General features: G+C 69.0%; 19 protein-coding genes. 6 read left to right on the top strand and 13 right to left on the bottom strand.

Annotated features, from left to right (window positions below; translation table 11 throughout):
- Positions 1 to 148: 148 nt before the first annotated feature.
- Positions 149 to 1,057, top strand: a complete 909-nt coding sequence (locus tag BJEO58_RS03420) for a LysR family transcriptional regulator (protein WP_101587740.1) — start codon at positions 149 to 151, stop codon at positions 1,055 to 1,057.
- 109 nt (positions 1,058 to 1,166) lie between these two features.
- Here BJEO58_RS03420 and BJEO58_RS03415 read toward each other — a convergent pair whose 3' ends face one another.
- The 6 genes from BJEO58_RS03415 to BJEO58_RS03390 form a co-directional block, all read right to left on the bottom strand.
- The gene (locus tag BJEO58_RS03415; protein ID WP_101587738.1) at positions 1,167 to 2,474 is read right to left on the bottom strand and encodes a TRAP transporter large permease; all 1,308 of its coding nucleotides are present in this window, start codon (positions 2,472 to 2,474) and stop codon (positions 1,167 to 1,169) included.
- A complete protein-coding gene (locus tag BJEO58_RS03410) occupies positions 2,467 to 3,084 on the bottom strand; it encodes a TRAP transporter small permease subunit (protein ID WP_246076014.1) in 618 nt (205 codons plus the stop codon). The genes BJEO58_RS03415 and BJEO58_RS03410 overlap by 8 nt, the downstream gene beginning before the upstream one ends.
- A complete protein-coding gene (locus BJEO58_RS03405) occupies positions 3,081 to 4,169 on the bottom strand; it encodes a TRAP transporter substrate-binding protein (protein WP_246076013.1) in 1,089 nt (362 codons plus the stop codon). The genes BJEO58_RS03410 and BJEO58_RS03405 overlap by 4 nt, the downstream gene beginning before the upstream one ends.
- Before the next feature lie 247 nt (positions 4,170 to 4,416).
- Positions 4,417 to 5,583: an acyl-CoA dehydrogenase family protein gene (locus tag BJEO58_RS03400; RefSeq protein WP_101587734.1), complete on the bottom strand. Its 1,167-nt coding sequence runs from the start codon at positions 5,581 to 5,583 to the stop codon at positions 4,417 to 4,419.
- Entirely contained in the window at positions 5,580 to 6,875 is a 1,296-nt protein-coding gene (locus tag BJEO58_RS03395; RefSeq protein WP_101587732.1) for a CaiB/BaiF CoA transferase family protein, read from the bottom strand. The genes BJEO58_RS03400 and BJEO58_RS03395 overlap by 4 nt, the downstream gene beginning before the upstream one ends.
- Positions 6,872 to 8,344 carry an MmgE/PrpD family protein gene (locus tag BJEO58_RS03390; RefSeq protein ID WP_180951807.1) on the bottom strand — a complete coding sequence of 491 codons (1,473 nt, stop codon included), beginning with the start codon at positions 8,342 to 8,344 and terminating at the stop codon, positions 6,872 to 6,874. Before BJEO58_RS03390 ends, BJEO58_RS03395 begins: the two co-directional genes overlap by 4 nt.
- Positions 8,345 to 8,666: 322 nt before the next feature.
- On the opposite strand from BJEO58_RS03390, the gene BJEO58_RS03385 reads away from it, so the two are divergent.
- The 3 genes from BJEO58_RS03385 to BJEO58_RS03375 are packed head-to-tail and all read left to right on the top strand — an operon-like array spanning position 8,667 to position 11,756.
- Positions 8,667 to 9,404, top strand: a complete 738-nt coding sequence (locus tag BJEO58_RS03385; RefSeq protein WP_180951806.1) for an IclR family transcriptional regulator — start codon at positions 8,667 to 8,669, stop codon at positions 9,402 to 9,404.
- Positions 9,405 to 9,460: 56 nt separating this feature from the next.
- Positions 9,461 to 10,762, top strand: a complete 1,302-nt coding sequence (locus tag BJEO58_RS03380) for an aspartate aminotransferase family protein (RefSeq protein WP_101587729.1) — start codon at positions 9,461 to 9,463, stop codon at positions 10,760 to 10,762.
- A complete protein-coding gene (locus tag BJEO58_RS03375) occupies positions 10,743 to 11,756 on the top strand; it encodes a phosphotransferase (RefSeq protein WP_180951805.1) in 1,014 nt (337 codons plus the stop codon). The genes BJEO58_RS03380 and BJEO58_RS03375 overlap by 20 nt, the downstream gene beginning before the upstream one ends.
- 52 nt (positions 11,757 to 11,808) lie before the next feature.
- Here the strand turns inward: BJEO58_RS03375 and BJEO58_RS03370 are convergent, their stop codons facing one another.
- Positions 11,809 to 12,627, bottom strand: coding sequence for a siderophore-interacting protein (locus BJEO58_RS03370; protein ID WP_101587726.1), 819 nt, complete (start codon positions 12,625 to 12,627; stop codon positions 11,809 to 11,811).
- A gap of 216 nt (positions 12,628 to 12,843) precedes the next feature.
- Between BJEO58_RS03370 and tpx the strand changes: the two genes are divergently transcribed.
- Both tpx and BJEO58_RS03360 read left to right on the top strand, forming a co-directional pair.
- Positions 12,844 to 13,341, top strand: coding sequence for a thiol peroxidase (gene tpx / locus BJEO58_RS03365; RefSeq protein ID WP_101587724.1), 498 nt, complete (start codon positions 12,844 to 12,846; stop codon positions 13,339 to 13,341).
- 79 nt (positions 13,342 to 13,420) lie between these two features.
- Complete coding sequence (locus tag BJEO58_RS03360) at positions 13,421 to 14,590, top strand: SPFH domain-containing protein (protein WP_101587722.1); 1,170 nt, start codon at positions 13,421 to 13,423, stop codon at positions 14,588 to 14,590.
- A gap of 103 nt (positions 14,591 to 14,693) precedes the next feature.
- Here the strand turns inward: BJEO58_RS03360 and BJEO58_RS03355 are convergent, their stop codons facing one another.
- The 6 genes from BJEO58_RS03355 to BJEO58_RS03330 all read right to left on the bottom strand — a co-directional run bounded on the left by BJEO58_RS03355 (position 14,694) and on the right by BJEO58_RS03330 (position 21,585).
- Entirely contained in the window at positions 14,694 to 15,242 is a 549-nt protein-coding gene (locus BJEO58_RS03355) for a CoA-binding protein (RefSeq protein WP_101587720.1), read from the bottom strand.
- The gene (locus BJEO58_RS03350; protein WP_101587718.1) at positions 15,242 to 16,582 is read right to left on the bottom strand and encodes an O-acetylhomoserine aminocarboxypropyltransferase/cysteine synthase family protein; all 1,341 of its coding nucleotides are present in this window, start codon (positions 16,580 to 16,582) and stop codon (positions 15,242 to 15,244) included. Before BJEO58_RS03350 ends, BJEO58_RS03355 begins: the two co-directional genes overlap by 1 nt.
- Positions 16,583 to 16,652: 70 nt before the next feature.
- Entirely contained in the window at positions 16,653 to 18,746 is a 2,094-nt protein-coding gene (gene acs, locus BJEO58_RS03345; RefSeq protein ID WP_101587717.1) for an acetate--CoA ligase, read from the bottom strand.
- Positions 18,743 to 19,609 (bottom strand): ABC transporter permease, encoded by an 867-nt coding sequence (locus BJEO58_RS03340; RefSeq protein ID WP_101587715.1) that lies wholly within the window; start codon positions 19,607 to 19,609, stop codon positions 18,743 to 18,745. The genes acs and BJEO58_RS03340 overlap by 4 nt, the downstream gene beginning before the upstream one ends.
- Positions 19,606 to 20,667 (bottom strand): aliphatic sulfonate ABC transporter substrate-binding protein, encoded by a 1,062-nt coding sequence (locus BJEO58_RS03335; protein ID WP_101587714.1) that lies wholly within the window; start codon positions 20,665 to 20,667, stop codon positions 19,606 to 19,608. The genes BJEO58_RS03340 and BJEO58_RS03335 overlap by 4 nt, the downstream gene beginning before the upstream one ends.
- 93 nt (positions 20,668 to 20,760) lie before the next feature.
- Entirely contained in the window at positions 20,761 to 21,585 is an 825-nt protein-coding gene (locus tag BJEO58_RS03330; protein ID WP_101587712.1) for an ABC transporter ATP-binding protein, read from the bottom strand.
- Positions 21,586 to 21,698: the final 113 nt, after the last annotated feature.

Genomic DNA, 21,698 nt, shown 5'->3' with positions numbered 1-21,698 from the left:
CTCACCCCCTCACTCGTCAGCCCCGTTGCGGACTGTGAAGTGGATCTCATGTCTCTGCCAGTGTGTTCTCGCTGGACTCTTCACACAAGCGAGGGTTCATGACAGCATCCATCAGTAAAGCTGACAGTGGCGTAGGCGAAGGAGCCTCATGCAGTGGACGTTGGCGCAGCTGCGCACCTTCTCCGCGGTCGCGGAGCTCGGAACGATGACGGCTGCGGCCGGGGCCCTCGGCTACACGCCCGGCGCGGTCAGCCAGCACATGACAGCACTGCAGCGGACCGTCGGCGTGCGACTGCTCGCGCCGACGGGCCGTCGCGTCGCGCTCACCGAGGCCGGGATCGCGCTCCTGCCCCGGATCCGGACCCTGCTGGCGGCGGAGGCCCAGGCCGCCGAGGCCGTGGCCGGGGGAGAGCCCGCGGGTCGCCTGCCGGTGACGGTCGGCGTGTTCGGCTCCGCCTCGGTCGTCGCGATCGCACCGGCCAAGCGGCTGCTCGAGAAGTCCGACGTCGAGCTGCGGGCCCGGGAGGTCGACGTCGAGCAGATGCAGGACGCCGTCTCCGCGGGGCGCATCGACGTGGGCATCGGCATCGACTACCCGTCGTCCCCGCTGGCGCCCCAGCGGGGTGTGCGCATGCGTGTGCTGAGGACGGAGTCGTTCCGGATCGTCAGAGTGAGCGCGGGTGAGAGCGCACGCCCGCCTGCCGGGACGAGTGATGCCGCCTCGCTCGAGACTGCCGAGGCCGCGTGGATCCTTCCGCCCGGGGACTCCCGGTTCGGTCGTGCCGTCCGCTTCGCGCTGGCGGAGCGGGCGATCGCGCCGCGCGAGACGCATATCGTCGTGGACACCGCGGTCACGCTCGCGCTCGTCGCGGCCGGCGTGGGCCTGGGGCTCGCGACGCCGACGATGCTGGCGCTGGCGCCAGAGCCGGTGGACAGCGTCCCGGGCACGGAATGCGGGGAGAGGCGGATCGTCGCACTCACGAGGTCTGAGCTGGACGCCCAGCCGGGCGTCGCCGCGGCCGTCGACGCGTTCGCTGACGTGCTGGGGGACGCCTGAGGGGGCAGTGGACGACCACTGCCCCCCTCAGGTGGCGAATACCTCAGCCGGCCGGGACACCTCAGCCAGCTGGGTGACTACCTCGCAGGCTGACGATGGCACGGGCTGACTATGTCGCGGTGAGCGACGGGAACCAGGTCGCGATCTCCGGGACGAAGACCATGAGGATGACGAGCCCGAACTCGATCGCGAGGTAGGGCAGGGCCCCTCGGATGATGTCCCCGATGTCGACCTGTGGCACGACGGACTTCATCGCATACAGGTTCAATCCCACGGGCGGCGTGATGACCGCCGTCTCCAGCGTCACGACGAGGATGACGCCGACCCACAGGGGGTCGTACCCGAGCGATTCGAAGATCGGCAGCAGGATCGGCGTGATCACCAGCATGAGCGAGGCCGCATCGATGAGGCAGCCGAGGCCCAGAACGATGATCAGCAGGATGATGACGATGAGCGACGGCGGGATCGACAATCCACCCACGAAGGTGGTGAGCGCCTCTGCGGCCCGGACCACCACGAGCATCTGGGTGAAGACGAATGCCGAGCCGACGATGATGAGCAGCGCACCGGAGATCTGCGTCGTGTGGATGAGGATCTTCTTGATGTTCGTCCAGGTGAGTGCACGATCGAAGACGCCGACGACGAGGAAGGCGCCGATCGCGCCGATGGCAGCCGCCTCCGTGGCGGTCGCGATGCCCGTGTAGATCGAGCCGAGCACGATGATGATGAGGATGAGGGCGGGCGCCACCTTCACCATCGCATCGAGGCGCTGCTTCCACGTGATGCCCTCTTCCGCACGCGGTGCGATCTCCGGCTTGAGCGTCGCCATGGTGAGGACGAACAGCGCCATGAGGGTGGCGAGCACGAGGCCCGGAACGATGCCGCCGGCGAACAGCGCGCCGATGCTCACACCGGAGACGGATGAGTAGAGGATGAACATGAGGCTCGGCGGGATGAGCATCGCGAGCGCTCCGGACGCGACGACGGCGCCGGTCGCGAAGCTCGGACGGTATCCGCGTTCGAGCATCTCCGGCACGGACATGCGACCCACGACCGTGACGGCGGACAGGCTCACGCCGGACAGCGCGCCGAACACAGTGGACGAACCGACGGCGGTGACGCCCAGACCACCGGGCAGGCGCCCCAGCCACGCGTGCGCGAACCGGAAGATCGCGCGCCCCAGGCCGCCCGCGGCGAGGATCTCGCCCATGAGGATGTACATCGGGGCGGCGACCAGCGCGTAGCTCTCCAGCTGGCTGACGAAGGCGATCGGGATCTGTTCGATGCCGCGCGGGCCCTCGAGCAGCAGCAGCCCCACGAGTCCGGACGAACCCAGGGCGATGAAGATGGGAGTGCGGAGGTAGACGAGGAGGAAGAGCAGGAGGATCGCGGCAGTGACCGCGAGGATGTCAAGCATCGCCGTCTCCCTTCTGGGTGGTCTGTGCCTTCTGGGTTGTCTGTGCGGACGTCGCGGAGGGTTCTGCCTGCGCGGACGATGCAGCCGCTCCGTCCTCAGCCGCTGCCTCCTCCGAGGACGCGAGCGCAGCGCCCTGGCGTGTGAGGAGGTAGCGCAGCAGCGTCACGACGGCGGCGAGGAGGAGCCCCAGAGCGACGAGCGCATAACCGATCCAGACGGGCATGTTGAAGGTGCCCGCGGTGCGCATCCCGGCAGTGAAGAAGTGGACGGACGTGAGAGCAGCGGCGACGCCGGACACGGTGCAGAAGACGAACGTCGCGATGACCGTGACGATGTCGGCGATGGCAGTCTGCGTCCGGCCGAAGCCGCGGTAGCACAGGTCCATGCCGATATTCGAGTCCTCGGCCTCGAGGTCCGGGACGGTCAGCATGACGATCGCGACGAGGCCCACCATCGAGATGGTGATGGACCACTCGAGCGGCTGCGCGAAGACGTACCGCATGACGACGTCATAGCCGGTGATGAGCATGACGAGGAGGATCACGCAGGCGGACGCCATGCGCAGCACCCGGGTCACCCGGCGGAGGGCGTTGAATGTGCTGAGCATCATGCCTCCTTCACGTAGGCCAGAGCCTGTTCGGCGAGCTCGGTGTCTCCGACGGCCTTGATCCACCAGTCGACGACGCCGCTCGTGGCATCCCGGAACGAGTCGATCTGGTTGTCGTCCAGTTCGACGATCTCCAGCGAGGAGGCCTGGACCATCGGGAGGTAGTCCTCCTCGTACACCTGGTACTGGATGTCCGTGCCCTCCTGCGCGTAGACGGCGCCGGCGGAGTGCAGGGCCTCCTGGACCGCCGGACCCGTGTCGCCGAACCATGCGGTGTTCGCATACGCATCGACGCTGTAGGCGCCGAAGTGTGCGCGCGTCGCGTAGTTCACCACGTCCTCGAGTCCGCGGGACACGATGGTGCCGAGGTAGGACACCATCCCGTCGATGGTGCCGCGCTCCAGCGCCTCGTACAGCTCTGCGGACGACATCGAGACGGGCGCGCCGCCGAGCGACTTCACCATCTCGCCTTCGACATGACCGGCGGTGCGGATGCGGAGTCCGCGCAGATCACCGGGTTCGACCACCGGACGGTCGACCGTGAAGAGCCACTGCTCCGTGCACGGCATCGCGCCGATGTTCGTGATGCCCTGCGGCCTCAGCGTGTCGTTCATGAGCGTCATGAGGGGTGAAGACGGCGCGAGGGCGCGACGCATCTGCTCGAATCCGTCATTGACGAACGGGAGCTCCGCAGCACCCAGGATCGGGAAGCTCGCAGACACGTAGCTGGACGTCTGGAAGCCCACGTCGGTGACACCGCGGAGCATGCCCGGGACCAGCTGTTCGGCGTTCAGGAGCGCGCCGGAATCGAAGAAGTCGACGATGTCGGACCCGAGCTCTGCGGAGAGCGACTCGTTGAAGAGCTCGATGCCGGGAAAGAGGTCGGTGTAGCCGGGGGTGATATAGGTGGCGACGCGCAGCGCGCCGTCGGGGCGAAGACCGTTCGCGGAGGCGCCCGGTGCGCAGCCGGCTGCGGCGAGCATCGGTGCCGCGGCAGCCAGGGCCAGCAATGACCTGCGGTTGAGCGGTCCGCTCGCGAAGGGCGCGTGTGAACGGGCAGCACCCTGTGAGGTCGTGATCGGTTTCATGGGACCGGATTCCTTGGGAAGGGGATTTCGTGTGATGCGTGCGCACGGAGCGTCGTCGCTCCGTCGATCCCCGGACGCGGCGGGATGTGCCGCGTGCAGGGACGCTGTCACTGGTGGATCCGAGGGTGTGGCTCCACCTGAGTATGCGAGGTGCTGTGAGGATGCGCTGTGCTCTGAGTATGCGCTGTGCTGTCCGGGCAGGCCGGCCTCACCCGGACGGCCTGCCCGGACAGCACAGTAGTCGGCGTCAGAACGAGCGGGGCATGCCCAGCACGTGCTGGCCGACGAACGACAGGATGAGGTTCGTCGAGATCGGCGCGATCTGGTAGAGACGCGTCTCACGGAACTTCCGCTCGATGTTGTACTCGCGGGACATGCCGAATCCGCCGTGCGTCTGCAGGGCCGTGTCGCCGGCCTTCCAGGACGCTTCGGACGCGAGCATCTTGGCCATGTTCGCCTCCGCGCCGCAGGGCTTGCCCGCGTCGAAGAGGTCCGCGGCCTTCCAGCGCATGAGGTCCGCCGCCTCGAGTTCGACGTGTGCGCGGGCGATGGGGAACTGGACGCCCTGGTTCGCGCCGATGGGACGGTTGAAGACGACGCGCTCCTTCGAGTAGTCCACAGCGCGGTCGATGAACCACCGGCCGTCTCCGATGCACTCGCTGGCGATGAGGATCCGCTCTGCGTTCATGCCGGTCAGCACGTACTTGAAGCCCTTGCCCTCCTCGCCGATGAGGGAGGAGGCAGGGATGCGCATGTCATCGAAGAACAGGGCGTTCGTCGAGTGATTGACCATCGTGTCGATCGGATTGATCGTGAGCCCGGGCAGGTCGCGGATGTCGATGAGGAACAGCGAGATCCCGTCGGACTTCTTCTGCACCTGATCCAGCGGGGTGGTCCGAGCCAGCAGGAGCATGAGGTCGGACTGCTGGACCCGGGAGATGAAGACCTTCTGGCCGTTGACGACGTACTCGTCCCCGTCGCGCACGGCGGTGGTCGTGAGGCTCGTGGTGTCCGTGCCGGCGCCGGGCTCCGTCACGCCGAACGCCTGCAGCCTCAGATCGCCGGACGCGACCTTCGGGAGGTACTCCTGCTTCTGCTCTTCGCTGCCGTGGTGGAGCACCGCGTTCATCGTGTACAGCTGCGCGTGGACGGCACCGGAGTTCGCGCCGTTGTAGTTGATCTGCTCGAGGATCGCAGATCCGTCGCCCAGGCCCAGGCCCAGGCCGCCGTACTCCTCGGGGATGAGTGCGCCCAGCGCACCGGTCGCCGTGAGGGCCTCGACGAACTTCTCCGGATAGGCCTCCTCCTTGTCGACCTGCTGCCAGTAGGTATCGGGGAAGTCCTGGCAGATCTGGTCGACCAGCGAGCGGAGATCCTTGCGGGTCTCGGTCTCCTCGTACGTGTTGATGGTCATGGTCGCTCCTTCGGATCTGGGGTGTGTTCGGGAATGGTCTGGGTCGAGCGGGACGTGGTCTGGGGCCGTGCAGGTGCGGGACTTGCCTCGTCCGGGTCGTCCAACCAGGCGAGGACGGAGTCCGTATGCTCGCCGAGTGCCGGGACGGCGCCGAAGTCCTGGGCCTCGGGCGGGACGGACCACGGCGGCCGGAGGGTCTCTGCGGAGCCGCCGGGGTGGGGAGTGTCGACCCAGCGTCCGCGTGCCCGCAGCTGCTGGTGGTCGCCCAGGTCGCGGATCCCGTTGAGGCGGGCCACGGCGATGTCCGCCTGCTCGAGGAGGGCACGGACCTCGTCGGTCGTGAAGGCGGCGAAGCGCTCCTCGATGAGGGCCTCGAGGTCGTCGGCCCGGGCGACCCGGTTCGGCTGATCCACGTAGCGGGAGTCGTCCGCGAGCTCCGGGTCTCCCAGCACGATGGTGCAGAGTCTGCGCCACTCGCGGTCATTCTGCACCGCGAAGAGGACCTGCCCCCCGTCACCGGTGGCGAATGCGCCGTAGGGGGCGATCGTCGCGTGCGACGTGCCGCGGCGCAGTGGTGCCGCACCGGAGTGCAGCGAGTAGTGGAGCGGGTAGCTCAGCCATTCGGCCAGGGCCTCGAGCATGGAGATCTTCACCGGCAGAGCCTCGCCGAACCGCAGACGGTGATGCAGCGCCGCGAGGATCGAGGAGTAGGCGTAGGAGCCGGCGGCGATATCCGCGATCGAGATGCCGACCTTGGCCTGGACATCGCCGTCGCCGGTGAGATCGATGAGACCGGACTCGCCCTGGACCAGCAGGTCGTAGGCCTTCGCCGTCGCCATCGGGCCGTCCTCGCCGTAGCCGGAGATGCCGCACGCGATGACGTGGGGGTGTCGCTCCTGCACCGCGTCCGGATCCAGGCCGGCACGGCGGGCGGCGGAGGGGGAGAGGTTCTGGATGAAGACGTCCGCGCGCTCGAGCAGCGACTCGAGCCGCGCCCATCCGTCGTCGTCCTTGAGGTCGAGGACGACCGATTCCTTGCCGCGCCCCAGCCAGAGGAATGCCGACGATGTGCCGTCGACGTGCGAGTCGTAGGCGCGGGCGAAGTCGCCCCCGCCCGGTCGCTCGACCTTGATGACCCGTGCGCCGAGGTCAGCCAGCTGCCGCGAGGCGAACGGCGCGGCGACCGCCTGCTCGAGGGCCACGACGACGATGCCGTCGAGCGGCCGCCGGAGCGCGTCTGCCGCCGAGGCTGCTGCAGCTGAGCGCTGCCGGTCCTTCTGCGTGGATGTCACTGTGCCGCCTCCTGGTCGGGTCGGTCCGCAAGGACCGTGGTGATGTGCTGAGCGACGTCGGAGACCGAACGCTGATCGGCGATCGTCACGAGTGCGTCGAAGAGCGCAGAGCCGTCGGCAGTCGCTTCCCCGTTCGTGCCCGTGAGCGGGACTCCGGCCGCAGTGAGGCAGTCGTCGAACTTGGCCCTCAAGGTGGCGTCGTCGACCGGACGGGTCGCGTGACCGCGCGGCCGATCGACACGCCTGCTGAACGTGCGACCGTCCGCCAGGGTCGCGACGACGACGGCGTACCCGGCGGTCCACCCGGCGGGCCCCACGGGTGGGACCTCCGCCTCGGCCTTCGTCACCGTCGCCAGCAGCTCCTGCAGTGCAGGGCGGGCGACGGAGGCCGGCTCGAACGAGGCGAGGGTGACGGCTCCGTCGAAGAGCATCGCGGCGGCGACGTACTCCATGCTGAACTTCGCCTGTGTGCCATCGCTGGGCTGCGGATGGATGAGCGGGGCGAGACCGCCCGGCTGGACGGTCACGCGGAGGGACGCGATAGAGGTGGGATCGACTGCGTCCGTGACCAGGTCCTCACGGAGTTCGGAGACCGCGTCCGCTGCGGCGTGCGTGTAGTAGCAGCAGGGATAGAGCTTCACATTGAGGAACGGGGTCGCGATGTCCGCATCGGTCACCGGTGGCGCCGACGACTGCCCGCGGTGGAGCGCGATGAAGCCCAACGGTCCTTCGAGCAGCTGGTCATCGGCAGTGAAGCCCTGCTCCGCGAGGGACGCGGCGAGCACCGCGCTGTGTGCGGCGGCGCCTGCGTGGAGCGGCTTCGTCATCGTCCCGAAGTTCTGCCGGCTGCCCTGTGCCAGTGACCCCGCGATGCCCAGCGCAGCGCGCATCCCGTTCTCGTCGAGTCCCAGCACGGACCCCACGGCGGCTGCGGCCGCGACCGTGCCGAGGGTGCTCGTGGTGTGCCAGCCGTCCTCGTAGTGCGAGCGCACGCCGAGCGCCGCTCCCAGGAGTCGGCCCACGACCAGACCACGGTGGAACGCCGTCACGATATCCGCACCGGAAGCGCGGCGATCAGCTCCCACCGCCAGCAGTGCGGGCACCATCGCGGCGGACGGGTGACTGATCGTCGCATCGTCGACGTCGTCGTAGTCGAGCGCGTGGGCGGCGAGCCCGGTGGCGCGTGCATGGTCGGCGACAGGGGAGTCCGCGGCGAACGGCGCGTGCCCGGTCGCCCGGACGAATGCGGCGACTCCCGGATCGGACAGGCCCGCGATCGCGCACGCGACGGTGTCGGTGAAGGCGATCCCCGCAGCACGTGCCGCCTCCTCGGGTCGCGGGTGCTGCCACCTGCGAGCGATCTCGACGAGCCGCCCTGTGAAGTCAGCCGAGGCCAGCGCATCGAGTGGTGTGTCCGCCGTCGGCAGCGTGGGCTCGGGGTCGGTGCGATCGGGAGCGATCGGATTCACGCGCGGGGTGCTCCTTCGGATCGTGACGACGGGGGATCGTGACGACCCATTCGTGTGCGGGCGGACTGACATGCGGGTGTCCAGCTCGTGGCCATCCGAACTGTGCAGCACCGGATCGAGGTGCCGAACGGCCGTGGGAGCAGTGCCCCCAACCTGTCGGTCCGCAGAGTGGACCAGCGGTCCAGTCCGTATGTAATATAGATCTCGAGACCATCCACGTCAAAGCGCCTCCATGGTCAGAGGCCCAGTTCCACGGTCAGAGACCCCCTCGGTCCAGAGCCCCCGGTGCCCTCGGCATCCATCGCGATCGGAGTCCCTCGGCATGTCACAGTCGATCCAGAGCGTCCTCAACGCATTCGCCGTGCTGGAGACCGTGGCCGAACGTCAGCCCGTCGGCCTCTCCGAGACTGCTCGGCTCACCGGCCTGCCGAAGACGACCGTGCTGCGATGCCTCGCCACGCTGAATGAGACGGGCTGGTTGCTGCCCAGCATCGATGGCCGCTCGGAGTGGTCGCTCACGAACAGATCACTGCTGGTCGGCATGCGGTCGACGCCCGCGGGCGGACTGGCCGCCGTCGCGCAGGAAGAGCTCAGTGCGATCCGTGAGGAGGTCGGCGAGACCGTTCACCTCCTCGTGCGGGATGAGGACTCCCAGGTCGTCGTGTCCCGCGCGGACGGGGTGAATGCGATCCGCACCTACCTGGGACTCGGCACCCGTGTCCCGTTCCACAGCACCGGATCAGGTCGAGCGATGCTGGCCGCGATGCCGGCGGACGAACGGGGCAGACTCCTCGACGGGGAGGCATCGCTGCCGGGCTTCGACCGGGAGGCGGTGGAGAGGCACGTGACCGCTGCGATCACGCGCGGCTACGCGGTGAACCACGGGGAGTGGCGCAGCGAGGTCGGCGGCGTGGGCGTCGCGGTCTTCGGCGGAGCGGGCGATCTGCGGGGTGCGGTGTCCGTGTCCCTGCCCGCCGCTCGGCTCACGAAGATCGGTGCGGAATCGGTTGCCGATGTCCTGCTCGCCTCCCAGCGGAGGCTCTCGCACATCCTGCGGTGAGGGCCGCACCGTCCTCTGGGCCTCGCAGACCTCTCACCGGCTGGCACACTGGGGCCATGAGCGACGACGGACACGTTCCCGCAGCACCGCGCAGAACTCCCGCAGCACCGCGCAGAGCGGGGACCTACCGCACCTTCTACTCGGAGCCCCTGACGGTGGCCTCGGCCCAGGGGTGCACGATCACCGACACCAGCGGCATCGACCATCTCGATGCGTACAACAACGTGCCTGTGATCGGGCATTCGCACCCCGCGATCGCCGACGCCGTCCACGCGCAGCTGCTGCGCGCGAACACCCACACCCGCTACCTCGACGACATCGTCGACGCGTATTCCCGCGACCTGCTCGCCCTCCTGCCGCAGCACATCGAATCCGTCGTCTACACATGCTCCGGGTCGGAGGCCAACGACCTCGCCCTCCAGGTCGCCGCGTACTCGTCGATGAGCTCGGGCGTGATCGTCGCCCGCCGCGCCTACCACGGGACGACGAGTGCCACGGCGGCGATCTCCCCGAGTCTCAGTCCTGGCCCACGCGACCATGTGGTCACGGTCGACATCCCCGCTGCAGAGGATCCCGACTTCGAACAGGACCTCGCTGACCGCGTGCGCCGCGCGGCTGCAGAGCTCGAGCGCCGCGGCCACGGCACATCGGCCTTCGTCCTCGATTCGACGATGACCTCGGAGGGGATCGTCGCGGGAGAGCATGTGCGACTCGCCGCGGCCGTCGACGCCGTCCACGATGCCGGCGGCTTCTACATCGCCGACGAGGTCCAGGCGGGATTCTTCCGCACCGGCGCCTGGTGGGGCTATGAGGCCCTGGGCGTCGCCCCCGACCTCGTCACACTCGGCAAGCCGATGGGCGGCGGAATGCCGATCGCCGCCGTCGCCGGCCCGCGCGTCGTCTTCAGCGACTTCGGCGGCCAGCAGCGGTACTTCAACACCTTCGCCGGCACACCGGCGCCGATCGCCGCCGCACACGCGGTGCTCGTCACGCTCCGCGACGGCGGGTTCGGCGAGAGGGTCGCGGACGCCGGCAGCCGCCTCGGAGAGGGGCTCGTCGACGCACTCGCGGAGGCGGGCGTGGACGGTCGGATTCGCCGCGCGGGACTCATGGTCGGCGTGGACCTGCGACCAGCGGCGGGGGACGACGCACGTGCCGGCGCACTGGCCGAGGAGATCGTCGAGGCGATGTACGCCCGCCGCGTGCTGGTGAGCCGCACGGGCCCGGGGGACGCCGTGCTGAAGATCAGGCCGCCGCTCGTCATCACGGATGAGGAGATCGACCGACTCGTCGACGCGTTCCGGGGAGCTCTCGCGGACGTCGCGGGGACCGGGGTGCGTGAGCGCGCGGATGGATGAGGAGGCGCCGCGGTCCGCTGTGCTCGATGCAGTGGCCCACGAGTACGGTCTGGATCCCCGCGAGCCCCGCATCTTCAAGGGGGAGTTCGACCGGAACGTGCGCATCAGCGACCCGGATCGGGGGACATGGCTCATCAAGGTGAGCGATGAGAGGACGCCGGCCGTCGCGCTCGACTGGCAGGAGACGGTGCTGGCCGCGGCCGCGCACGGCATCCGCTCCGGCCACCCGGACATGGAGATCGCCACGCCCCGACTGCTCGCGACACGGACGGGCCAGCGGCGGGTCACCCTCGAGCACGGCGGGAAGACCTTCCGCCTCCGGGTCGTCGAGTGGATCGACGGCGACCTGCTGTCGGCCTGCAGCGCGGTGCCGCGGAGTGTCTACGAAGAGCTCGGGCGCGCGTCCGCCGTGCTCACCCGCGCATTCGCAGATCTCACGGTGCCGACCGATCTTCCGGAGCACACGTGGCTCGCGCAGCGGAGCACCCAGGAGATCCGAGCGGCCCTCACCCGTCTGCGGGACGACGGTCGGTCCCGCACCGTCGCCGAGGTCGTCGCCGGCTTCGAGCGCGATCACGCCGACCGCTTGGCGAGGGTCCCGTGGGGAGTCGTCCACCAGGACCTCCATGACGACAACACGATCGTCACCGGAGGCGACGAGGACCCCCGCCGACTGAGGCTCGCCGGGGTGATCGACTTCAACGATGCCCACTTCGCACCTCTCGTCGCGGACCCTGCGGTCGCCGCGGCGTACGCGACGCTCAGGGCGGACGATCGCCGCGACCGGATCGCGGCGGTGGTGGCCGGCTACGAACGGATCCGTGAGCTCAGCGAGGACGAGCGGTCGCTCGTGGAACCGCTCGCGCTGCTGCGGCTGTGCACGAACTGGTCCGTGTGGAGCGTGCGCGCGGCCGAGGACGTGGACCCCGAATACGCGCTGCGCCGCTCCCGGCACACGTGGGCCGCCGTGGAGGCGCTGCTGGACCAGCCGTGAACGCGACGGATGGTCGTCTGCCGCGCCGGTCGGTCGTCAGTCGATCCGGTCGTCAGTCGATCGTGCCGATCGGTTCGCGCTTCTCCGACTGGAAGCGGTCCTCGTTCCTGCCGTAGGCCCAGTACCCGGAGATCGAGATCTGCTCGCGTGAGAGCTCATGCTCCTTGAGCAGCCGGCGGACCTGCTTGATCGATTCCCGCTCTCCGTGCGCGAAGACGTGCACTCGACCCTCGAGCCAGGGGCGGGACCGGATGGTGGCGGCGAGCAGGTCCGTCGCCGCACCGCCCTCCGACCCCACCGCCCACACGATCTCGACTCCCTCCGGCGCCGTGAGCTCGAGGCGGTCGTCCTCCTCGTCGACGACGAGGAACGCGTAGCCGCGCGCATCGGCGGGCAGGGCTTCGAGCGCTGCGGCGACGGCGGGCAGCGCGGAGAGGTCGCCAGCCAGCAGATGCCAGTCGGCGGAGGCGTCCGGGGTGTACGCGCCTCCGGGCCCGTGGAAGACGATCCGATCGCCGGGCTGCGCGTCGCGTGCCCAGGGAGCGGCGAGCCCTGCGTCCCCGTGCACCACGAAGTCGAGTGTGAGGGTGCCCGCCTCCATGTCCACGTCGCGCACGGTATAGGTGCGGGTGACCGGGATGTCCTCAGGGGCGAGGGTCTCGCGCAGCTGCGCGAGGTCGTACGGGGGCTCGAGGTCCAGCTCCGGCTTCGCGAAGACGATCTTCACATAGGCGTCGGTGCTGGGCGGCTGCGGGAACGTCGAGAAGCCGGGCCCGCCGACCACGAGCCGTACGAGGGACGGTGAGAGCCGCGAGCGCTCGAGGACCTCCATGACATGCTGGGGGCGCTTCGGACGTGGGCGGTCGGTCATGGAGACTCGTCCTTTCACAGGGGGATGGGAAATCACGGGGCGGGGTATGGAATCGCGCGACGGGGGACAGCCGCGCGGCGTGGGATGGGTGCGACCCTGCCTTCGACCCTATCCGATGTAGGTGAGGGCGACCTCACTAAATGGCGAGTCGTCAGAGGACTGCCCACGGTGCGATATGCGGTTGCCGCCGCCACACCCATGGGCAAGGATGTGGACATGGCTGAGACTGCATTCCGAGGAACCCCCGTCCAGACCAACGGCGAACTTCCCGCCGTCGGTGTCATCGCCCCGTCCTTCGCCCTGGTGGGACAGGATCTGTCCGACGTCACGTCGGAGGGACTGTCGGGCAGGCGCGTCGTGCTCAACATCTTCCCCAGCGTCGACACGGGCGTCTGCGCGGCGAGCGTGCGGAAGTTCAATGAACTCGCGGCAGGACTCGAGGACACCGCCGTCGTGTGCGTCTCGCAGGACCTGCCCTTCGCCCAGGCGCGTTTCTGCGGAGCAGACGGCATCGAGAACGTGACGATGGGCTCCGCATTCCGGTCCGACTTCGGCGCCGACTACGGCCTCCAGCAGACCGACGGGCCCCTGGCAGGACTGCTCGCGCGGGCCGTGCTCGTCCTCGACGTGGACGGGAAGGTGCTCCACGCGCAGCTGGTCCCGGAGATCGGTCAGGAGCCCGATTACGACGCAGCCGTCACGGCACTGGGCTGAACCGCCGCTCAGCCGATGGGGTCCGAGACTGCTCCGATAGGCTGGTGGAGAACGCGCACTCCACTCTAGGAGCCATCTCATGGATGCAGTACTCGGATTGGGCGTCGGGGCCATCGTCCTCGTCGTCATCCTCATCATCGTGGGGGTCATGCTCTTCAGCGGCCTCCGCACCTCGATCTTCTTCACCGTGAAGACGCAGGAGAACGTGATCGTCGAACGGTTCGGCAAGTTCAAGAAGGTCGCGCGTCCGGGCCTGAACACGAAGACTCCGTTCATCGAGACCACGACGAAGCCGATCTCTCTGCGCGTCCAGCAGCTGGGCGTGGAGATCGAGTCGAAGACGAAGGACAACGTCTTCGTCAATGTGCCGGTCGCCGTGCAGTACGTGGTCGGCGAGGACAGCGTGGTCGAGGCGTACTACCGTCTGCAGAACCCCGAAGAGCAGATCCGGTCGTACGTCTTCGACACGGTCCGCTCCGCACTGTCGGGGCTGACGCTCGATTCGGCCTTCGAGTCGAAGGACGACATCGCGCACAACGTCGAGCAGCGGCTCTCGCAGTCGATGGCGGCCTACGGCTTCCGCATCGTCAACACACTGGTCACGGACATCTCGCCGGACACCCGCGTGCGCGACTCGATGAACTCGATCAACGCGGCGCAGCGTGATCGGGTCGCGGCGCAGTCGCTCGCCGAGGCGGACAAGATCAAGCGCGTCACGCAGGCCGAGGCGGACGCGGAGGCCATGCGCCTCCACGGTGAGGGCGTGGCCGCGCAGCGGAAGGCGATCGCGGACGGGATCGCGATCCAGTACGAGCGCCTCAGCGAGGTGGGCATCAGCGATTCCGCCGAACAGCTGCTGATGATGACGCAGTACTTCGACGCGATGCAGGAAGTCGCTCGTGGTGGTCGTTCCAATGTGCTGTTCATGCCGTCGAATCCCGGCGGCATGGGAGAGATGATGGACCAGATCCGCAATTCCCTGTTCTCCGCCCAGGCGAACGACCGGGGCATGGAGGGTGCCGAGCAGGACGACCGTGATCAGGCCGATCTGGACACCCGTCGTGCCCGTCGTGAGGCGCAGGTGGAGGAGCAGGCACAGCAGCGTGCACAGCAGCATGCGGCTCGCCGTCACGACACCGCACTGGACACGGGAGGCGCGATGCCCCACGACGGCAACCCGGCCGAGCGCGCTCAGCAGTGGGCGCAGAAGCAGCGCGGCGTCCCACCGCAGCCTCCGCACCAGCCCTGAGCCAGTACGACTCTGAGGTCAGTACGACTCTGAGAGCCGGACTCGCACTCTGGACAGCAGAAGGGCCCGCACCATCGGATGGTGCGGGCCCTTCTGCATTCGCTCAGGCGAGCGTCTGGCGCTTCGAGGAGATGACTCCCGTGTTGAAGCCGGCCAGGTTGAGGCCGCCGTGGAAGCGGGCGTGCTCGATCTTGAGGCAGCGGTCCATGGCGACGGACAGGCCCGCCTCCTCGGCGATGCGCGCGGCCTCCTCGTTCCACAGTCCCAGCTGGATCCACAGGGACTTCGCTCCGATCGCGACGGCTTCGCGGGCGACGTCCGGCAGATCGTCGTTGCGGCGGAACACGTCGACGATGTCCGGCACCTCGGGCAGGTCCTCGAGAGAGGGGTAGACCGGGTGTCCCAGGATCTCCTTCTCACGCGGGTTGATGAAGTACACGCGGTAGTTCGACGAGGACAGCAGGTACGTGCCCACGAAGTTCGAAGCCCGCGCGGGCTTCGCGGACGCACCGACGATGGCGACCGACGACGCCTCCCTCAGCATCTGCAGCCGCTGTGTGGCCGACGGCCCCACCCACGAGCGCCCGGGTGCTGCGGTCTGCTGCTGCTCTGCCTGCTGCTCGGTCTGCTGGTGCGCTGTCTGCTCAGTCATCAGGCCGCTCCTTCTTCTGTCGAGCTCGCTCCGGAGGCGGTCACACCAGCCGCGGCGGTGAGCGCCTGATCGAGGTCCCAGAGGATGTCGTCGAGATCCTCGAGCCCCACGGAGATCCGGATGAGGTCCGGCTTCACGCCGCCCGCCTCGAGCTGAGCGGCCGTGAGCTGCTGGTGGGTCGTCGACGCGGGGTGCAGCACGAGGGTGCGCGCATCGCCCACGTTCGCCAGGTGCGATGCGATCTGGAGCCTCTCGATGAACTCCTCGCCGACCTCGCGCCCGGACCCCTGGGCACTGGCGGCGACTCCGAACGAGAAGACCGAGCCGGAGCCGGTGAGGTACTTACCAGCCCGCTCGTGGTGCGGGTGCGCGGCGAGGCCCGAGTACTGGACGTACGCGATGCGCGGGTCACGGTCGAGCCATTCGGCGACAGCAGTGGCGTTGGCCTGGTGGGCGTCCATGCGCTGGGCGAGCGTCTCCACCCCCTGCAGCAGCTGCCACGCGGACTGCGGCGAGAGCGACGGACCGATATCGCGCAGCTGCTCCGAGCGCAGGCGGGTGAGGAATCCGAACTCACCGAAGTTGTCCCACCACGACAGGCCGTTGTACGTGGGGACCGGCTCCGTCATGAGCGGGAAGTTGCCGTTGCCCCAGTCGAAGGTCCCCGCCTCCACGACGACGCCTCCGAGCGTCGTTCCGTGACCGCCGATGAACTTCGTCGCGGAATGGATCACGATGTCCGCGCCGTGCTCGATCGGTCGGCAGAGGTACGGGGTGTTGAGGGTCGCGTCGACGACGAGGGGGATGCCTGCGGAGTGCGCGACATCGGCGAGGCCCTCGAGGTCCGCGATCTCCGACGAAGGATTCGCGATGAGCTCCGTGTAGACGGCCTTCGTCTCCGGACGCAGCGCGGCGCGGTAGTCCTCCGCATCCGTGCCGTCGACGAACGTGGTCTCGATGCCGAACCGGCGCAGCGTCACGTCCAGCTGGGTGATGGTGCCGCCGTAGAGCTGGGACGAAGCCACGATGTGGTCGCCGGCCTGCGCGAGTGCTGCGAAGACGATGAACTCCGAGGACATCCCTGACGCAGTGGCGACCGCACCGATCCCGCCCTCGAGGCTCGCGATGCGCTCCTCGAACGCCGCGACCGTGGGGTTGCCGATGCGCGAGTAGATATTGCCGTACTTCTGCAGCGCGAAGAGGTTCGCGGCGTCGTCGGCGTCCTTGAAGACGAACGACGTGGTCTGGTGGATCGGCACCGCGCGTGAACCGTGGACCGCGTCGGGTACCCCACCGGCGTGCAGCGCACGTGTGCGGAAGCCGAACTGGTGATCGGACAAGGCGTCCTCACTTTCTCGAGACTGGTGATGGTCGCGTCAGATGGTTGGCGGGTCAGGCGGGTCAGGCGGGTCAGGCGGTCAGGTGGTCAGCGGGACAGGCGGTCGGCGGCTCGGCGGCCGGGTGTCCGACGATCCTGGCGATGTCGTCCACCGCGTGCGCGTTCGTGAGCGACGTCGTATCGCCGAGCGTAGTGTGCTCGAACAGCTGGGTGAGCAGTCGTCTCATGATCTTCCCGGACCGGGTCTTGGGGACCTCGGGCACGGCGATGATGTGCGCGGGCTTCGCGATCGGTCCGATCCGGTGAGAGACGTGGGCGCGCAGCGTGTCCCGCAGGTCGTCCCCGGAGACGCCGGGGGCCTCCTGGGACAGGACGACGAACGACAGCACCGCGTGCCCGGTCAGGGGGTCCGTGGTCGGCGCGGCACCGGCCTCGACGACCCACGGGTGGGACACGAGGGCCGATTCGATCTCGATCGTGGACAGGCGGTGGCCGGAGATGTTGATGACATCATCGACGCGGCCCAGCACGGTGATGTCACCCTCGGCATCGCGACGGGCGCCGTCGCCGGACAGGAACCAGCCGCGCTCCCCGAAGTGCGCCCAGTAGGAGTCGAGGAACCGCTGGGGCTCGTTCCACACCGTGCGCGCCGCGGACGGGCCGATCCCGTCCACCACGAGCAGGCCCTGCTCGTCGGTGGGAGCAGGGGAGCCGTCGGCGTCGACGACGGCGGCCGACAGCCCCGGCAGGGCGCGGGTGGCGCAGCCGGGCTTGGGGGCATCGGGGGTGGTCTCCGCATCCCAGCACGCGTCGTGGGGGCGCGGCGACATGACGCAGGAACCGGTCTCCGACTGCCACCACGTGTCGATGACGGGTGCTGTCCCGGCACCCACCTCGCGCCGCAGCCATGACCAGGCCTCGGGGTTGACGGACTCGCCGACAGTGCCGACGAGCCGCACCGAGGAGAGGTCCCAGCGGTCGGCCGGACGCTCGCCCGCCGCGGGGCGCGATCCGAACGCGCCCATGTGCGAGCGCACCAGCGTGGGGGCCGTGTAGTAGGTGGTGACCCCGTAGCGCTCGATGATCTCGAAGTGCCTGCCGGCGTGCGGCACCTGGGGCGTTCCCTCGTAGATCACCTGGGTGACGCCGTTGAGCAGCGGACCGTAGATCTCGTAGGTGTGGGCGGTGACCCAGGCGAGGTCGGCAGTGCACCAGTGGACGGCGTCGGCGACCTTCTGCGGGTCGTTCGCCGCGTCCAGCTCCCCGTCGACGAGGTCGAACAGGAGTGCGTGCGTGTACGCCGTCTGAGTGAGGTAGCCGCCCGTCGTGTGGACGAGGCCCTTGGGCCTGCCCGTCGTCCCGGACGTGTAGATGATGAACAGGGGATGCTCTGCGTCGAACTGCTGCGGCTCGTGGTCCGGCGAGGCGGCGGCCAGGGCCTCGTGCCACCAGGCGTCGCGTCCGTCGGTCCAGGCGATGTCGTCGCCGGTGCGGCGGATCACCAGCACGTGCTCGATGTCGTTGTCGCCGCTCACCGCCTGGTCGGCGGCGTCCTTGACGGGGACGGCCCTCCCGCGGCGGAACTGGCCATCGGAGGTCACGAGCACCTTCGCACCGGTGTCCTCCACGCGGAACTGCAGCGCGTCGGCACTGAAGCCGCCGAACACCAGGGAGTGGACTGCCCCGATCCGCGCGCACGCCAATGTGACGATGACGGTCTCCGGGATGACCGGGAGGTAGATCACGACGCGGTCTCCCGCTTCGACGCCCAGGCTGACGAGCGCGTTCGCCGCGCGGGAGACCTCCTCCTGGAGATCGGCGTAGGTGAGCGTCCTGCGATCGCCGGGTTCGCCTTCGAAGAGCAGCGCAGGCTTGTCCCCGAACCCTGCCTCGACGTGGCGGTCGAGGCAGTTGTGGGCGGCGTTGAGCGTGCCCCCGGCGAACCACTCGATGCGCGGCACGGTGAAGTCCGGCGCCCCGTCCTCCCGGGTGCCGATCCGCTGCGGGCGCTCGAAGGCGTGAGCAGTGTGCCACGGCTTCGCCCAGTCGAGGCGCGACGCCTGACGCTCCCAGAACGCAACGCGCTCGGCCTCGGTGCGGGGTTCGGTCTGTGCTGTGGGTTCGGCCTGTGCTGTGGGTTCGGTCGTGCGTTCAGTCGCGGTCATGCGGTCCACCTCTTCAGTGCGCGCGTCTCGACGAGGCCCAGCAGCGCATCGGTCACCTTGCCGAGGACTGCGAGGAGGATGATCGCCAGCAGGAGCCGGTCGGTGCGTCCGTTGTTCTGGCTGTCGGTGAGCAGGTAGCCCAGACCCATCGACGATGCGAGGAGTTCGGCCGCGACGAGGAAGAGCCAGGCTTGGGCGAGTGCGAGTCGGAGTCCGGAGAACACGCTCGGGACGACCGCCGGCAGCTGCACAGTGAGCAGGAGCCGCAGTCCGCTGTAGCCGAACGTGCGGGCGGCCTCGACCAGCTGGACGTCGACGTGCCGCAGGGACGACGCGACGGTCGTGTAGACGGGGAAGAACGCGCCGATCGCGATCAGCGTCACCTTCGAGTCCTCGCCGATCCCGATCCACAGGAGCAGCAGCGGCACCCAGGCGAGCGACGGCACAGCCCTGAACGCGCCGATGAGAGGTGCGGACACGGCGTGGGCGAACCGGGACAGGCCCACTGCCGACCCCAGCACGATCCCCAGCGCGCCGCCCGCGATGAAGCCCAGGAGCACCCGCTGGACGGAGATGCCGATGTGGGTCCACAGCTCACCCCGCGCGATGAGGTCGGCACCCGCCGTCGCCACGGCGGCCGGCGGCGGGAGCTGCACGAAGGAGAAGGCGCCCGTGCCGCTGAGTATCTGCCACGCCCCCAGGAGGCAGAGGGGGAGGATCGCTCCCAGCACCACCTGCACCAAGCGTCGGGACAGGAGGTCCGTGCCCGAGGTCCCGGTCGGGGACGGAGTCCGGTTCGGCGACCGGTCGTGCGACCCGGCCGTGCGCAGGCCGCTGCCGGTGCCTTCGTCCACCGCGCTCATGCGCCGTCCCCTCCGCCGGCGTCTGCGACCCGGGCCGCTTCCGCTTCGGCGGCGAAGCGGTCGTCGACGATCGTGTCGATCGCCTCGTCGACCTGAGACTGATCTGCGACGTCTCCGATCTCGACGAGCGTGGGACCGATGCGGCGGAGCACCTCAAGCTGTTCATCGCCGGGGACCGGATCGATGTCGAGGTGGGTGCGCTCCATCGTGCGTTCCGCGGTCTCCTCGTCGATGCTCGCGGCCTCGGCGAGGATCGACACCGTCTCGTCCTGGTTCGCGAGCGACCAGGTGCGTGCGTGGGCGTAGACGTCGAGGACCGTCTGGGCGAGCTGGGGCGAGGACTCGAGGAACTCCTCGCGGGCATTGAGGAATCCGTACGTGTTGAAGTCGAGGTTCCGGTAGAAGAGTTCGTCCCCGTCCGACTCCGCGGCGGCCATGATCGGGTCGAGTCCGGACCACGCGTCGACGTCCCCGGACTGCAGAGCGGTGCGCCCGTCTGCGTGCTGGATGTTCTGGACCGTCACGTCATCCAGCGCCAGGTCCGCCTCTGCGAGTGCCTGGACGAGGAAGAAGTACGGGTCCGTGCCCTTCGTCGCGGCGATGCTCCTGCCTGCGAGGTCCTCAACGGATTCGACGTCCGAGTCCGGGCCGGCGACGAGGGCGGACCATTCGGGCTGCGAGTAGAGGTCGACGACCTTGATGGGGGAGCCGTTCGCGCGGGCCAGGAGCGCCGCGGACCCCGCGGTGGAGCCGATGTCGACCGTCTCCGCCCGCAGCGACTCGTTCGCCTTGTTGGAGCCGGCGGAGAAGACCCACTCGACGTCGACGCCTTCCTCCGCGAGCGTCTCCTCCAGCCATCCCTTCTCCTTGATGACCAGCGACAGCGGGTTGTAGGTGGCCCAGTCGATCGCGAGCGTGTCCGGCTGCTCCTGGACCGTGTCCTCGCCCTCCATGCATGCGGTGAGCATGAACACGCTCACAGCGGTGAGGGCTGCGATCCGCGCCCGTGTGCGGGTGGCGCGGGGCGTGCGGACAGGGGCGGGCCGGGAACGGTTCATCGGGGTGCCTTTCGGGGCTGTGTGTGCGGTTGTCGGTGCGGCGGATGCGTGAGACGAATGCGTGGGGCGGATGCGTGAGACGCCGCCGGGGTGTCAGGAGACGTGGGCCGGGCCCTCGGCACGGGTCCGTGATCCGCGTGCGCCGGTGTCGATTCCGAGTGCGGAGAGCAGATCCGCGCGGACATGTGCGAGTCCTGCACTGCCGCGGTCGCGGGGACGGGGCTCGTCGAGGCGGATATCGCGCACGACGGTCGCAGGGGCGTCGGCGGTCCCGGAGGCGGGACCGAGCACGACGATGCGGTCTGCGATATGGACGGCCTCATCGACGTCATGGGTCACGAGCAGCACTGTGGTGGGCTGCTCCTGGTGGATCGTGAGGAGCAGGTCCTGCATCTGGAGTCGGGTGAGGGCATCGAGCGCTCCGAACGGTTCGTCGAGCAGAAGGACTCCGGGCCGACGGGCGAGAGCGCGTGCGAGCGACACCCGCTGAGCCATGCCGCCGGAGACCTCCCGCGGTCGCAGTCCACCGCGGCCGGTGAGTCCCACGAGGTTGAGCAGTCGTGCGACCTCGGTGCGAGCAGCATCCTTCGCGGTGCCCCGCGGCAGTCCGATCTCCGTGTTCTTCTCGAGCGTCCTCCAGGGGAGCAGGCGCGGCTCCTGGAACGCGAAGGCCGTCCGCTCGTCCCCGCCTGTCACGGCTTCGCCGTCGAGGAGGACGTTTCCGGAGGTGGGCGCGCCCAATCCGGCTGCGGACCGCAGAAGTGTGGACTTCCCGCATCCGGACGGCCCGAGGATCACCAGCAGCTCGCCGGCGGGGACGGTGAGATCGACGTCCGTGAGGACCGTGCGATGACCGAACGCCTGGCTGTACGAGGAGAACTCGACGGTCGACGCGGCAGGGGGAGTGGAAGTGCGCATAGCTGCAATAGAACAGCGTGGGGAGCCGCAGAACGTCGCTGTGCGTCATACAGCGGCCCGCGACGCAGTGGAGCGTCACGGGCCGTCATGGAATGTCACACTGACTTGCGTGT

It is taken from the genome of Brevibacterium jeotgali (genome assembly GCF_900169175.1).
Classification (GTDB): Bacteria; Actinomycetota; Actinomycetes; order Actinomycetales; family Brevibacteriaceae; genus Brevibacterium; species Brevibacterium jeotgali.
The sequence above is the reverse complement of the archived record's forward strand: the minus strand, read 5'-3'. Positions and strand labels throughout refer to the sequence as shown.

What these genes read in the sequence shown, in the direction of transcription:
- BJEO58_RS03420 (WP_101587740.1), top strand. Translation starts at nt 149, where the DNA reads ATGCAGTGGACGTTGGCGCAGCTGCGCACCTTCTCCGCGGTCGCGGAG.
- BJEO58_RS03415 (WP_101587738.1), bottom strand. Translation starts at nt 2,474, where the DNA reads ATGCTTGACATCCTCGCGGTCACTGCCGCGATCCTCCTGCTCTTCCTC.
- BJEO58_RS03410 (WP_246076014.1), bottom strand. Translation starts at nt 3,084, where the DNA reads ATGATGCTCAGCACATTCAACGCCCTCCGCCGGGTGACCCGGGTGCTG.
- BJEO58_RS03405 (WP_246076013.1), bottom strand. Translation starts at nt 4,169, where the DNA reads ATGAAACCGATCACGACCTCACAGGGTGCTGCCCGTTCACACGCGCCC.
- BJEO58_RS03400 (WP_101587734.1), bottom strand. Translation starts at nt 5,583, where the DNA reads ATGACCATCAACACGTACGAGGAGACCGAGACCCGCAAGGATCTCCGC.
- BJEO58_RS03385 (WP_180951806.1), top strand. Translation starts at nt 8,667, where the DNA reads ATGTCACAGTCGATCCAGAGCGTCCTCAACGCATTCGCCGTGCTGGAG.
- BJEO58_RS03380 (WP_101587729.1), top strand. Translation starts at nt 9,461, where the DNA reads ATGAGCGACGACGGACACGTTCCCGCAGCACCGCGCAGAACTCCCGCA.
- BJEO58_RS03370 (WP_101587726.1), bottom strand. Translation starts at nt 12,627, where the DNA reads ATGACCGACCGCCCACGTCCGAAGCGCCCCCAGCATGTCATGGAGGTC.
- tpx (WP_101587724.1), top strand. Translation starts at nt 12,844, where the DNA reads ATGGCTGAGACTGCATTCCGAGGAACCCCCGTCCAGACCAACGGCGAA.
- BJEO58_RS03360 (WP_101587722.1), top strand. Translation starts at nt 13,421, where the DNA reads ATGGATGCAGTACTCGGATTGGGCGTCGGGGCCATCGTCCTCGTCGTC.
- BJEO58_RS03355 (WP_101587720.1), bottom strand. Translation starts at nt 15,242, where the DNA reads ATGACTGAGCAGACAGCGCACCAGCAGACCGAGCAGCAGGCAGAGCAG.
- acs (WP_101587717.1), bottom strand. Translation starts at nt 18,746, where the DNA reads ATGACCGCGACTGAACGCACGACCGAACCCACAGCACAGGCCGAACCC.
- BJEO58_RS03340 (WP_101587715.1), bottom strand. Translation starts at nt 19,609, where the DNA reads ATGAGCGCGGTGGACGAAGGCACCGGCAGCGGCCTGCGCACGGCCGGG.
- BJEO58_RS03335 (WP_101587714.1), bottom strand. Translation starts at nt 20,667, where the DNA reads ATGAACCGTTCCCGGCCCGCCCCTGTCCGCACGCCCCGCGCCACCCGC.
- BJEO58_RS03330 (WP_101587712.1), bottom strand. Translation starts at nt 21,585, where the DNA reads ATGCGCACTTCCACTCCCCCTGCCGCGTCGACCGTCGAGTTCTCCTCG.